Annotated in this window: 11 protein-coding genes; 7 read left to right on the forward strand and 4 right to left on the reverse strand. The window is 63.2% G+C overall.

Annotated features, from left to right (window positions below; all coding sequences use genetic code 11):
- Positions 1–17: 17 nt before the first annotated feature.
- The 4 genes from tssE to tssJ form a co-directional block, all read right to left on the reverse strand.
- Positions 18–497, reverse strand: a complete 480-nt coding sequence (tssE, locus tag ACODSD_RS24555) for a type VI secretion system baseplate subunit TssE (RefSeq protein ID WP_227106718.1) — start codon at positions 495–497, stop codon at positions 18–20.
- Between the two features lie 3 nt (positions 498–500).
- On the reverse strand, positions 501–1,202 hold the full coding sequence (icmH, locus tag ACODSD_RS24560) for a type IVB secretion system protein IcmH/DotU (protein ID WP_081548565.1): 702 nt from the start codon (positions 1,200–1,202) through the stop codon (positions 501–503).
- A 7-nt stretch (positions 1,203–1,209) separates the two neighbouring features.
- A complete protein-coding gene (tssK, locus tag ACODSD_RS24565) occupies positions 1,210–2,556 on the reverse strand; it encodes a type VI secretion system baseplate subunit TssK (protein ID WP_107798021.1) in 1,347 nt (448 codons plus the stop codon).
- 269 nt (positions 2,557–2,825) lie between these two features.
- Positions 2,826–3,365 (reverse strand): type VI secretion system lipoprotein TssJ, encoded by a 540-nt coding sequence (gene tssJ / locus ACODSD_RS24570; RefSeq protein WP_107798022.1) that lies wholly within the window; start codon positions 3,363–3,365, stop codon positions 2,826–2,828.
- A gap of 180 nt (positions 3,366–3,545) precedes the next feature.
- On the opposite strand from tssJ, the gene ACODSD_RS24575 reads away from it, so the two are divergent.
- The 7 genes from ACODSD_RS24575 to ACODSD_RS24605 all read left to right on the forward strand — a co-directional run bounded on the left by ACODSD_RS24575 (position 3,546) and on the right by ACODSD_RS24605 (position 12,662).
- Complete coding sequence (locus tag ACODSD_RS24575) at positions 3,546–4,412, forward strand: M15 family metallopeptidase (protein ID WP_235084659.1); 867 nt, start codon at positions 3,546–3,548, stop codon at positions 4,410–4,412.
- 27 nt (positions 4,413–4,439) lie between these two features.
- Positions 4,440–8,210 carry a type VI secretion system membrane subunit TssM gene (tssM, locus tag ACODSD_RS24580; protein WP_488878588.1) on the forward strand — a complete coding sequence of 1,257 codons (3,771 nt, stop codon included), beginning with the start codon at positions 4,440–4,442 and terminating at the stop codon, positions 8,208–8,210.
- A gap of 15 nt (positions 8,211–8,225) precedes the next feature.
- Positions 8,226–9,245, forward strand: a complete 1,020-nt coding sequence (gene tagF, locus ACODSD_RS24585; RefSeq protein WP_107798024.1) for a type VI secretion system-associated protein TagF — start codon at positions 8,226–8,228, stop codon at positions 9,243–9,245.
- 83 nt (positions 9,246–9,328) lie between these two features.
- A complete protein-coding gene (gene tssB, locus ACODSD_RS24590) occupies positions 9,329–9,841 on the forward strand; it encodes a type VI secretion system contractile sheath small subunit (RefSeq protein WP_107798025.1) in 513 nt (170 codons plus the stop codon).
- A 3-nt stretch (positions 9,842–9,844) separates the two neighbouring features.
- Positions 9,845–11,329: a type VI secretion system contractile sheath large subunit gene (tssC, locus tag ACODSD_RS24595; RefSeq protein ID WP_107798026.1), complete on the forward strand. Its 1,485-nt coding sequence runs from the start codon at positions 9,845–9,847 to the stop codon at positions 11,327–11,329.
- 113 nt (positions 11,330–11,442) lie between these two features.
- Positions 11,443–11,940, forward strand: coding sequence for an Hcp family type VI secretion system effector (locus tag ACODSD_RS24600; protein ID WP_043640831.1), 498 nt, complete (start codon positions 11,443–11,445; stop codon positions 11,938–11,940).
- A gap of 287 nt (positions 11,941–12,227) precedes the next feature.
- On the forward strand, positions 12,228–12,662 hold the full coding sequence (locus ACODSD_RS24605) for an OmpA family protein (protein ID WP_158274210.1): 435 nt from the start codon (positions 12,228–12,230) through the stop codon (positions 12,660–12,662).
- The last annotated feature ends 131 nt before the right edge of the window (positions 12,663–12,793 follow it).

The following is a 12,793-nucleotide window of genomic DNA, read 5'->3' on the forward strand; positions in this document are numbered from 1 at the left end:
GGCGCTGTCAGGCTGGGTCAGCCTTGTACCTTGTAAACGTTGGAGGAGAGTTGCAGGGTGGCGTCGAAGGTGACCGGCGGCCGGTGCGGATGCACTTTCAGCACCGCGTCGACGCGGAAGCGCAGATGGCGCTCCATCTCGCGCGGCGCGTCCAGGTTCACCCGCACGCGGGACAGCCGCGGCTCGTGCACTTCGATGGCGCGGCGCAGTTGCTCGCGCAGCAGTTCCCGGTCTTGCGGATTGAGCAGGCTGATGCCGGACAGGTCCGGAATGCCGAAGCTCAACATGCTGTCGTGGGCCTGCGGGTACATGTCGAACAGTTCTTGCAAGGGCGCGAGCCGGGTGTTCAGCAGAGCTTCCAGATCCCGCGCCAGCGAGCGCTTGATCTGCGGCAGTTCGTACAACATGGTTTCCGCGCCGTGGCTGTTGTCCGGCTGGTCGTCCAGCAGCCGGTCCAGCACCGACGGCAGGATCTGGGCGTGGCGGCTGCTGTGCATGGCTTACAGGCCGAAAATGGATTGGAGCTGGTTGGACAGCAGCCAGCGGTAGGCGACGAAGATGCCGGCGCCCACCACCGCCAGCAGGGCGAAGTACAGCCACAGCGGCAGTTCATGGCGGACAAAGGCCTGGAAGCGTTGCGGCAGCTGCCAGTTGGGCGCGAACTCGGCCTTGCCGCCGCGCACTTGCTGGATTTCCTGGCCCAGCTTGTGGGTCAGGTAGCCCAGCTTTTCCTGGCCTTCCAGCAGGTATTTGCCTTGGAAGCCCAGCAACAGGCAGGTGTAGAACACTTCCAGCGGCTCGATATGAGCGGCCGGGTCCAGACGCAGTTGTTCCAGGCGGTTGAAGAAGCCCTCGCCGGCCAGATGCTCGCCAAACAGCCGCAGTTGCAGCGGCATGCGCTCCCATTCGTCGCGGATGTCGAACTCGGAGGACAGAATGATCTCGTCCATCAAGGCGCAAAACGCGTACTTGGAGTGGTTGATGGCGTTCTGGTCCTTGCCGAAGTTGCGCGCGTTGCGCTCGTACTGGTTCAGAAATTGGTCGACGCGGCGGTTGAACTCCACCGCGCTGCTGGGGGCGTTGCCGTCCCGGAGCAGGAACAGCAGGTAGATGCCGTCTTCCAGCATTTCGCGCAGGGTGGGCGCCGAGGCGGAGGCTACGGCCAGCGGGCGTTCTTGAAGAGTTGCGGCGGTTTGGTTCATGGCGGCCTCAGCGGAATACGGCGATCAGTTCAAGCGTCAGGTTGGAGAGCGTCTGCGGCATATAGATGCAGATGCTGCGCGATTGCAGCATGCGGCCGAAGATCTCGCCGTGCGGCTCCAGCGCGAAATAGTGGTTGCCCACGCGTACCGGAATGGCGGACGGCGTTTGCGCCGCATGGCTGAGCGCCACGCCGCGCATGGCGGAGTTGAGGATTTTTTCCACGTCGTCCGGCGCGCCGATCTTCATCTTCAGCGGCACGCTGTCGATGATCTGGCTGGCCGGCAGTTCGCTCTGCACCGACAGGTAGTAATCGACGTTCTCCAGCAGGCGGTCGCTTTCCAGCCGGCCGATGTAGAAGGACGGTTTGGGCGAATGCAGCGGGATGATGGCGTAACGCGAGGAGATCACGGTTTCCAGCAGTTCGCGGATCTGCGTGTCCAGCGCGGCCAGCACGGCGTGCAGGTCGTCGTGGCGATAGGCCGGGATGTCGGACAGGGTGTAATGGGTGGAGAAGGTCTGCAGCTCGCCGCAGAATTCGGCCAGCGCCAGATACAGCTCTTCCGGATGCAGCGGGCTGGACAGCGACAGGTGGCGCAGCTTGGCGAAGTTGCGGTTGACGGTGTGCAGCAGCCAGAAGGAGCTGATGTCGCTGGAGCTGTACTCCATCACGTTCTTGGCGCGTTCGCGCTGGCCGCCGGACAGCGCCTGGTTCTTGACCAGCAGGATGTCCAGCAGGCGGCGCAGCATGTGGCTGACCTCGCGCGAGCCTTCCACCGTGGCCAGCGGAGGAATGAAGCCGCCGCCCAGGCCCCATTGGCCGGTGGCGTCTTTTTCCAGCCGGCACAGCGGAATGGCGTCATAGCCGTCGCGGTTCTCTTCCTCGATCATCAGCCGCACGTCCAGCTCCAGCGTGGACAGATCGGCGTCCAGCGCCTGGGTGTAGAGATCGGCCACTTCCGCGCTGGCGCTTTGGAAGCGAGTGGGGCGGGACATGAGCTCGCCGTTGCGGGTGTTGCCGCCGTAGGGCTGCATATGGGCGAGACAGGCGTAAAGCGTGGTCTTGATGCCGGCTTGCGGCAAGGTGTTCAGATCGCGGGACAGCGGCAGCGGCGCGCTGGCCGGCGCCTGGAACAGCGTGCCGTCCCGGAACAGGATGGACAGCCCGTCGATGCGGACGGTGCCGCCCTTGAGCGCCTGCTCGTCCAAGACGATGTGTTGCAGGCCCCAGCCGTGGCGTTGGCTCAGTTGCTGCCGCGCGGCGACGTGCTGCTCCAGCAAGAGGGTTTGCTGTTGAAAGTGCTGCGGGCGCAGGAACATGCCTTCGCCCCAGAGCACTCGTTTGGCTTGTTGCATTACTGATACACCTTGTCTGGAAATCTACTTCAATCTCAATTGCGCCTGGAAATTCATCGGCTTGTCAGCCGGGCCTGGCCGCCGCGGGCGAAGAAGCGCACGGGCTTTGAGCCACGTCATGGCCGGAACGGCCCGCATCCGGTAATAACACCCTGTTCAAACTGTGTACACGATCGCTAAAATGCGCGACATTTTGCAGCAAGAGCGGCGCCCTTGTCATGCAAAAGAGTTTGTTAATTTTCAGCGTCGGCCCGGCGCCGCGGCAGGCTTCAGTTTCGGCTGCCGGCGCAGTCCGCTTTGGCGGACGCGGGCTGGCCGGGCAGGGTCAGCGCTTTGGGTTTGATGGCTTCCAGGTGGCAATCGGCGGCGCGGAAGCTCAGGTCTTTGCTGCGGACGGCGTCGGCGTCGTACAACAGGCGCCAGAAGTGGGCGTCCGGACGGCGGAAAAAGCCGACGACGCCGATGAACTGAGCGTCTTTTTCAATGGTGACGTCTTCTAGCGTCACTTTACCACCTGGCAAAAAGGTCAGTTCTTTGCTGTTGATCAGACTGTCGCCCAGCAGTTCTGATTCAGGCTTGCCGCTGGACAGGGCCTCCATGGTCAGGCGGTTGAAAGCCTGCTGGTTTTTGAGCTGGTAGACATGCACCACCACGGACAGCGGTTTGCCTTTGGCGTCGCGGTTTAGCGACGGGCTGCCTTCCGCTTTGATGTCGATGGTCTTGGTGCTGGAACAAGCGGTCAGAGAGGCTATGGCGATGGCGTAAAATAGGGCGCGGGCCCGTTGCCAGCTGGGGCGTTTTTTCATCATGACGGCGGTTCCTAACGATTGGATTTGTGACTATCTGCTATCGAAAGTATCCCAAATTTTTGGTTTAATTGGAATGCATGCTCCGTCGCAAATTGATTTGCATACGGCGGTTAAAATCAGAGATCGGGTAGCTCAAGCTATTGATTTAAATTGTAATGTCATTTATCGTCTCGCGTCAAAATGCATTTGAACTATATCTTGCCGATCCTGGTGCTTGGCATCGTTTTGCTCCTGTCCTGGCTGGGCTGGAAATTCTTCTTGGGACAGCCCCGCATCTTGGAAGGGAGCCGCTCGCCAAAGCCTGTTCTGCCTGGGGCGGAGGCTTTGGCCGGAGCCATGGCCGCAGGGCCGGAAACACTGACTGAAAAGCGGGCGGTGAGCGCCGCTTTTTTGCGTGCGTCGCGCCGGGCGCCCAGCGCCGCCGCGCGTTACTGGCGGGTGTGGCTGCCGGTGGTGTCGCTGTTGCTGGTGGCCCTGGCGGTGGCGATCACGCTGAAATTGAATCGTTTTCATCGCAGTCCCGAGTTCGAAGCGGCAGAATATGCGCAGGGCATAAGAATTAAGCAAACGCTGTTGGAAGAAAAACTGGTGCCCCCGCCGCCGCTTCCGCCGGAAGCTTTTGTCAACGTCATAGCGGAGCGCCCAAGCTTGGGCCATGCGGACAGGGACTGGAGCAAGTTGAATCCGGAGTTTGTGCAGGTGGTGCTGCGGGTGATGGAAAAAATGAAGGCCAGGGGCTTTCCCATGGTGCTGCTGGAAGGTTATCGCAGCCCGGAGCGCCAGGACTCGCTGGCCGGGCAGGCCACGCTGGTGACCAAGGCCAAAGGCGGACAGAGCAAGCATCAATACGGCCTGGCGGTGGATTTGGCGCCGATCCGCGAGGGCAAGGTAGTGATATCGGAACGCGATCCCTGGGCGATGCAGGCTTACAACGCGCTGGGGGAAGAGGCGACGGCGGCCGGCCTGACTTGGGGCGGCAACTGGAGCTTCAAGGACTTCGGGCATATCGAGCGCTCAGGCTCGCTGAAGTCCCTGCTCAAAAAATAACGGTTTAAAAGAAGGTGGTGGGTGTTTATGAAAGGTTGGCTGCGTCACGCCAAAGTGGCTTCGGCAATCGGGTTCCTGATCCTGATCGCTTTGATCTGGTTCCTGGGGCCGTGGTTGGGCTTGGAGTCGCTGGAGGCCCGTTTGGGCTGGATTATCGGCGTCATGTTGTTTTGGGTGCTGACCCTGCTGGTGGGCCAGGTATTGGCGCGCCGCGCCGGCGGCCTGCTTGAGCGCATGCTGCGCAAGCAGGCGGACGAGGCGGTCATCAACGCCAGCTCCGACAAGCGCGCCGAGGTCACCCTGCTGCGCCAGCGGCTGCTGGGGGCGATCGACACCCTGAAGAAATCCAAGCTGGGCAGCGCCAGCGGCAGCGCCGCCTTGTACGAGCTGCCGTGGTACATGATCATCGGCCACCCGGCGGCGGGCAAAAGCTCGGCCATCCTGCAGTCCGGCCTGACCTTCCCCTTCAGCGACAAGAGCGGCATCCAGGGCGTGGGCGGCACCCGCAACTGCGACTGGTTCTTCTCCACCGAGGGCGTACTGCTGGACACCGCCGGGCGGTACGCCACCCAGAGCGAAGATAGGGTGGAGTGGCTGGAATTCCTCAAGCTGCTGAAAAAACACCGGGCCAAGGCGCCGGTCAACGGCATCTTGATCGCCATCAGCCTGCCGGAGCTGGCGCAGCACCATAGCGAAGGCTTCACCCTGTACGCGCGCCAGATCCGCGAGCGCATTCACGAGGTCTGCAACACCTTCGGCCTCTTGGTGCCCATTTATCTGGTGTTCACCAAGCTGGACCTCTTGGGCGGTTTCGCCCAGTTCTTCCAGGACGCCAGCGACGAGGACCGCGCCAGGGTCTGGGGCGCGACGCTGAGCGCGGACCAGGGCACGGGCTTCGACGTGGCCAATGTGACCGGCCAGCAGTTCGAGCTCCTGTACCGCGGCCTGGTGCAGGCCGGCGAGGAAAAACTGATCCAGTACCGCGGCGATCAGGTCAAGCCGGCCCATTTCGCCTTCCCCATCGAATTCCACGGCCTGAAAGAGGCGGTGGTCAAATTCGTCAAACTGCTGCACGAAGAAGACCCTTACCACGCGCGGCCCTTGCTGCGCGGTTTCTATTTCACCAGCGCCCTGCAAGAGGGCGTGCCGCGCATCGTGGCCGCCAATCGCGTGCAAGGCCAGTTCGACCTGAGCCAGGGCGGCCAGGAGATGAAGCAGGCGCCGGCGTCTTACAGCTACTTCCTGCGCAATCTGTTCCGCGACGTGCTGTTCCAGGATCAACACCTGATCTCCCGGCAGACCAAGCCCAGCGGCAGCCGCTGGCGTCTGTTCGGCATGGCCGCTGGAGTGTTGTCGCTGGCCGCGCTGGCCAGCTTCTGGACCTGGTCCTTCATCGGCAACCAGCATTTGCTGGACGAGGTGAAGGCCGAGCGCGCGCAGGCGCAAAAGCTGGCCGCCAGCGGGCAGCTGTACGACAAGCTGCGTTCGCTGCAGATCCTGCAGAAGCGCCTGGAGGAATTGCAGTCCTACCGCAAGAACGGCGCGCCGTGGCAAGTGGGCCTGGGCCTGTACCAGGGCAAGGAGCTGGAGCCGCAACTGCGCCGCGAGTATTTCGCCGGCCTGAAGGAAGCGATGCTGCGCCCGGTGCAGCGCAATCTGGAAACCACGCTGGTGGCGCTGAAGCCGGAAGCGCCCGCGCCGACGCCCGCGCCCGCCCCGGTGGTGAGCGAACCGCCCAAGCCGGCCGCGCCGGCTCCGGCGCCGTTCAAGCCCAAGCCTAAAAAGCACGCGCCGCGCGGCGGCCTGCCCAATATCAACTTGAGCGCGCTGGATTGGCCGCAACGCGCCACCACCGCCAAGCTGGAAGCTTCCGCCGAGCAAGGCGAGACCGCCACCGCGCAACGCAATCCGCAGCAGCTGGACGCCAGCTACAACGCCTTGAAAACCTATCTGATGCTGCACGAGCAGAAGCGCATGGACGAAGCGCATCTGATCGACCAGCTGCCGCGCTACTGGCGGCCTTACCTGGAAAGCCAGCGCGGCCAGTATTCGGTGGAAGAGGTGATGGCGGTGGCCGAGAAGCTGGTAGCCTTCTACGTCAGCCAGATCAAGGAAGCGGATCTGCCGCTGATCGACAACAACGCCAAGGTGGTGGGCGAGGCGCGCGAGGTGTTGCGCGGCTCCTTCAAGCGCCTGTCCGCTCAGGAGCGGGTGTTCAATGAGATCAAGGCCCGCGCCAACACCCGCTTCGCGCCGCTGACCGTGGCGCGGATCCTGGACAACCGCGACCTGGACGTGATGGCCGGCAGCCAGATGGTGGAGGGGGCTTACACCCGCGAAGCCTGGAACGGCTACGTCAAAGCCGCGATCGACGAAGCCAGCAAGGGCGAAATCCGCAGCGACGACTGGGTACTGGCCTCGTCCTCTCAGGACAATCTGGGCCGGGACGGCGACGTGGAGAAAAACCGCGCCGCGCTGGAAGCCCTGTACCGCGGCCAATACGCCGCCGCCTGGAAGAAATTCCTGATCGGCGTCACCACCCGCGACTTCAGCAACCCGGCTCAGTCCGCCTCCGCGATGGCGCGGCTGTCCGACAAGCAAAGCTCGCCTATCAAGCTGGTGCTGGCGCGCGCGGCGATGGAGACGGCCTGGGACAACCCGTCCGAGCTGAACCGCTCGCTGGAAAACGCCAAGCAGTCGATGCTGGAAAAAACCGCGGAATTCCTCAAGGGCGGCAGCGCGCCGGCCCAGGCGGACAAGGCCAAGCTGTACGGCGAAGTGGGCCGCCAGTTCGCCGGCGTCGCCCAACTGGTCAAGGGCGACAATCCGCCGATCAACGCCTACCTGGATCAGCTGGCCAAGTTGAAAGCCAAGCTGGCGGCGATCTCCAGCACAGACGAGCCCGGCCCGCAGGCGCGCGCCGCCTTGCAGGCGACCCTGGGCGGTTCCGGCTCGGAGCTGGGCGACACCGCCTCCTTCGTCGACAACACCCTGCTCAGCCAGGTCACGCCGGAAACCGGCGAGATGGTGCGGCCCATGCTGGTGCGTCCGCTGACCCAGTCCTACAACGCCTTGCTGGGGCCGGTGGCCAACGATATCAACCAGGCCTGGGCCAATGAAGTGCTGCCGCAGTGGAAGCAGTTGGCCGGCAAATACCCGTTCGCGGATTCCAGCAACAGCGCCTCGGTGGCGGAGATCAGCCGCTTCGTCAAAGCCAACGACGGCACGCTGGACAAATTCATCAACAAATACCTGAACGGCCTGGTGCAGAAGAAGGGCGACCAATTGGTGCCGCGCGCCTGGGGCAATATGGGGGTCAAGTTCAACCCGGCCTTCCTGTCCAGCGTCAGCAGCCTGTCCGCGCTGGCCAACGCCCAGTTGCAAGACGGCGAGAACACCCGCTTCGAACTGCAGCCGACGCCGACGCCGGGCCTGTCCGAAATCGTGTTCGAGGTGGACGGCCAGGAACTGCGCTACCGCAACGGCCCGCAGGCCTGGCAGCCGTTCACCTGGCCGGGCAACGGCCAGAACGCCGGCGCCCGCATCCAGGTGGTGTCCTACAGCGGCGCCAGCAGCGTGGTGGGCAACCAGCCGGGCCGCATGGGCCTGATGCGTTTGCTCTCCAGCGCCAAGGTCAGCCAGGACAGCCCGGACTCCGCCCAGCTCACCTGGAACCTGCGCAAGGCCGACGGCGAGGCGCAGACGGTGAAATTCAATTTCCGCATGGTTGGCGGCGTCAATCCGCTGCAACTGAACAAGCTGTACAAGCTGACCTTGCCTGAGCGCGTGACGCTTTAAGGGAGACACATAGTCATGGCGTTCAATTTCAAGCGGGCGCAGGAAACGCCTCCGCAATTCTGCATTTTCGGCAAATTGCCGCGCCGCGGCGATTTCGTCCGCGTCAACGCCACCCACCCGGCGGCCACCCAGCTGGACCAGCTGCTGGCGCAAAGCCTGGGCGGGCTGGAATCCGGCCCGGAGGCGGTGGAGCGTTACCGCGCGATGCCGGGCACCAGCTTCGTGCTGCGCAGCCGCGACCAGATGTGGCTGTCGCTGGGCGTGATGCAGCCCAGCCGCGACGAAAGCGGCCGCAATTACCCGCTGGTGGCGGCCTCGCTGATGCCTTGCGACGCGGCCTTGCCGCCGTTGTCGGTGCTGATGCTGGCCAACGAACTGTTCTTCTCCGGCCTTAAGGAGCAATTGAGCAGCGCCATCGACAACGCGGTGGAAATGCTGGCCTGCCGCCAGTTCCTGGAGGAGCAGTCGCTGTTCGGCATCTCCTCCGTGGCGGATCTGGATCTGGCGCAGCAGCTGCTGGAACGGCATCTGAGCGTGACGCCGGCCTCCCACCTGAGCCGGTTGTTGAGCGGCCGCGGGCTGCCGGATCTGGAGACGGTGCTGCTGGCCTTCACCTTCCATCATCAGCTGCTGCGCAAGTTCCAGGGCAGCCTGACGGCGCAAACCTATCTGCTGCCGCTGCCGGACCGCGACGGCGAAGACATGCTGGCCGCGGCCACCTGGCTGTCGTTGTACCAGGCGGCCACCGCCGGCCAGGCGGGACAGGCGGAGCAATGCCTGCTGATTCAGCGGCCGGAAGGCCGCTTCCTGGCCTTGCTGCCGGGAGATTTGAACGAACAGATCGTCGCACAGTGCTGGGGAGGGCAGTTGGACGCCCGCTTCATCGTCGACGTGGCCGAGCCGCACGCGCCGTGGCGCAACCACCAGGCCTACGCCGAAGCGGCTTACATCCTGGGGCGGAGGCTGAACGATCCGTCCATTTCGGTGGCGCAGCTGCGCGAGGTGGCGTCCAGCCTGTCGCGCAGCGTGGCCTGAGTAGTGGCGTAACACCGGAGCGGCCGGCGACATTCGCCGAAGCCGCTCCAATCAGAGCTTTGTGAACTTGAGAGAGAACCATCATGGCCAAAGAAAGCACACAGAAAAAACTGTCGCGGGTACGCCCGCCGCGCGTGCAGATCACCTACGACGTTGAAATCGGCGACGCCATCGAAACCAAGGAACTGCCCTTCGTGCTGGGTGTGCTGGGGGATTACTCCGGCCACAGCAAGGAGCCGCTGCCCAAGATGAAGGAACGCAAGTTCGTTCAGATCGACCGCGACAACTTCGACGAAGTGCTCAAGGGCATGGCGCCGCGCCTGGCCATCAAGGTGGACAACAAGCTGAAAGACGACGGCAGCCAGCTGGCGATGGAGCTGAACTTCGACGAACTGGCGGATTTCGAGCCGCAGAACGTGGTGGATCAGGTCGAGCCGCTGAAAAAGCTGCTGGACGCGCGCAAGCGCCTGGCCGACCTGCGCAACAAGATGGCGGGCAACGACAAGCTGGAAGAATTGCTGGACGAAGTGGTGCGCGATACGGAAAAGCTGAAGGCGATCAGCCAGGCCGCGCATCCGGACAAAGCGGGAGAGTGATAGATGAGCGCAGAACAACAACTTGAGGCCGGCGCGGCCGCAGCCCCGGCGGCGGCAGGCAGCCTGCTCGACTCCATCATCGAGCAAAGCCGCGTCGCCACCAACGACAACGAGAAGGGCCACACCCGCGACCTGATCGGCGAACTGGTCGACCAGGTGCTGGAAGGCAGCGTCAGCGTATCGCGCGATCTGTCCGCCAGCATAGACGCGCGCATCGCCGAGATCGACGCGCTGATCTCCTCGCAGCTGAACGAGATCATGCACCACAACGACTTCCAGAAGCTGGAAGCCTCCTGGCGCGGCCTGAAATACCTGGTGATGGAGTCCGAAACCAGCACCATGCTCAAGATCAAGGTGCTCAACGCCTCCAAGAAAGACCTGGTCAAGGACTTCAAGGCGGCGCCGGAGTTCGACCAGAGCGCGCTGTTCAAGAAGATCTACGAAGAAGAATACGGCACCTTCGGCGGCGCGCCTTACGCCGGCCTGGTGGGTGATTACGAATTCACCCGCCACCCGGAAGACTTCTACCTGCTGGACGAACTGTCCCACGTGGCCGCCTCCGCGCATGCGCCGCTGATCACCGCCGCTTCCTCCGGCCTATTCGGCCTGGAGAGCTTCACCGACGTGGGCAAGCCGCGCGATCTGGCCAAGATCTTCGACACCGTCGAATACGCCAAATGGAAATCCTTCCGCGAATCCGAAGACTCCCGCTACGTCGGCCTGGTCTTGCCGCATGTGCTGGGCCGTCTGCCCTACGGCCGCGACAATGTGCCGGTGGAGGAATTCGACTTTGAGGAAAACGTGGACGGCAGCACCCACGAAAAATACCTGTGGACCAACGCCTCCTACGCCTACGCCGCGCGCCTGACCTCCGCCTTCGCCCAATACGGCTGGCTGGCGGCCATCCGCGGCGTGGAAGGCGGCGGCCTGGTGGAAGGCCTGCCGGCCCACACCTTCAAGACCGACGACGGCGAAGTGGCGCTCAAGTGCCCCACCGAAGTGGCGATCACCGACCGCACCGAAAAACTGCTGTCCGATCTGGGCTTCATCTCGCTGGTGCACTGCAAGAACACTGACTACGCGGCCTTCTTCGGCGGTCAATCGGTGCAGAAGGCCAAGACCTACAACACCGATTCGGCCAACGCCAACGCGCGTTTGTCCACCCAGCTGCCCTACATCTTCGCGGTATCGCGCATCGCGCATTACATGAAATCCATCATGCGCGACAAGATCGGCAGCTTCGCCTCGCGCCAGAACGTGCAGGACTTCCTGAACACCTGGCTGGCGCAATACGTGCTGCTGGACGACTCCGCCAGCCAGGAAGCCAAAGCCAAATACCCGCTGCGCGAAGCGCGCGTCGACGTGGTGGAAGTGCCGGGCAAACCGGGCGTCTATCGCGCCGCCGCCTTCCTGCGGCCGCATTTCCAGCTGGATGAACTGACCATTTCCCTGCGTCTGGTGGCGGAGCTGCCGCAGCCGGCGGGTTAAGGCTGGAGAGCCTGCGCGCGTCCGCCGGGTTCCGGCGCGGCGGCGGGCGCGGGCGTCTTTTGGAATGGGAGGGCTCGCCTCCAATTTTTGACCTTTGTTCTAAGGAGAAGTAAATGGCTTTTGATGCATTCCTGAAAATTGACGGTATTCCTGGCGAAAGCAGCGACGACAAGCACAAAGACTGGATCGAAATCCAGTCCTTTGCCCACAAACTGGAACAGCCGGCCCAGGCTACCGCCAGCTCCGCCGGCGGCGCCACCGCCGAGCGCGTGAACCACGCCGCTTACGAAATCACCCACTTCCTGGACAAAGCCAGCCCGAAGATCTACGAAGCCTGCTGCAAGGGCCAGCACATCAAGGAAATCACCATCGAACTGTGCCGTGCCGGTGGCGACAAGGTGAAGTACATGGAGATCAAGATGGAGCAAGTCCTGATCGCCAAGGTTGAGCCGCACGGTTCCGCCAACGACAACGGCTTCCCCAGCGAAAAAGTGAGCTTCACTTACGGCAAGATCAAGTGGACCTACACCCAGCAGAAACGCGCTGACGGCGCCGGCGGCGGTAACGTCAGCTCCGGCTGGGACCTGACCGCCAACAAAGCGATCGCCTAAGTCTCAGTAGCGAAGAAGTGCCAACCCGCCCACTGCCCTGGGCGGGTTGCAAGAATCTGTTCAATGTCCGCCGCGTGCGCGAGACCTTGCACGGCGAGTACCGCTTCGGAATGCTCATGCGCCCTAGGGCCAGTCCGTTTCTTCCGCTGTTTTCGCCCTGTTTCGCTCGTGACCGCCGGGCTTTGAACAGACTCTAAGGCACCCCGGGGGCCACCGCGCGCCGATTGGCCGCGGCGGGCTCCGGGATGTCCTTTACCCATGTCAAAGTCAATCCGGGAAGTAATGCTATGAAACGTTTGCTGATGGTCGCCGCGCTCGCCCTGTCGCTGGTGGGCTGCAAGACCAATCCTAACGCTCAACAAGCCTCCAACGACCCCGCCGTGATCAAGGCGGCGGAAGAGAAGGCCGCGCTGGACAAGGCCGTGGCCGCCAATATGGCCATAGACCCCAACCTGATCCCGTTTGAAAAAATGAGCCCCAAACTGTCCCCGGTGGGCGAGGCTCAACTGCAACTGCTGCTGCCCAAGCTCAAGACCGCCAAATCCATCCTGGTGCGCGGCCACTGCTACCGCGGCGACATCGGCAATGCCCGCGCCGCGGCGCAAACCCGCGCCATCGCCGTCAAGCAGTTCCTGAGCGACGCCGGCGTGCCGGCCAATAAAATCACCGTGCGTTACGACACCGAGCGTCAGCTGCACGCGGTGCGTCTGATCGCCAACTGAATCTCGGCGCCGGGCCGCCCAGCGCAAGCGGGCGGCCAGGCGTTTTCGGGTGCTTAAGCAAACCCGGCGCGGCCGCGCACGGTTTGCTTAAGGACTCGCCAATTGCGCAGTCGATTTGAATCAGGTTAACG

The organism is Chromobacterium sp. FG22 (assembly GCF_057809415.1).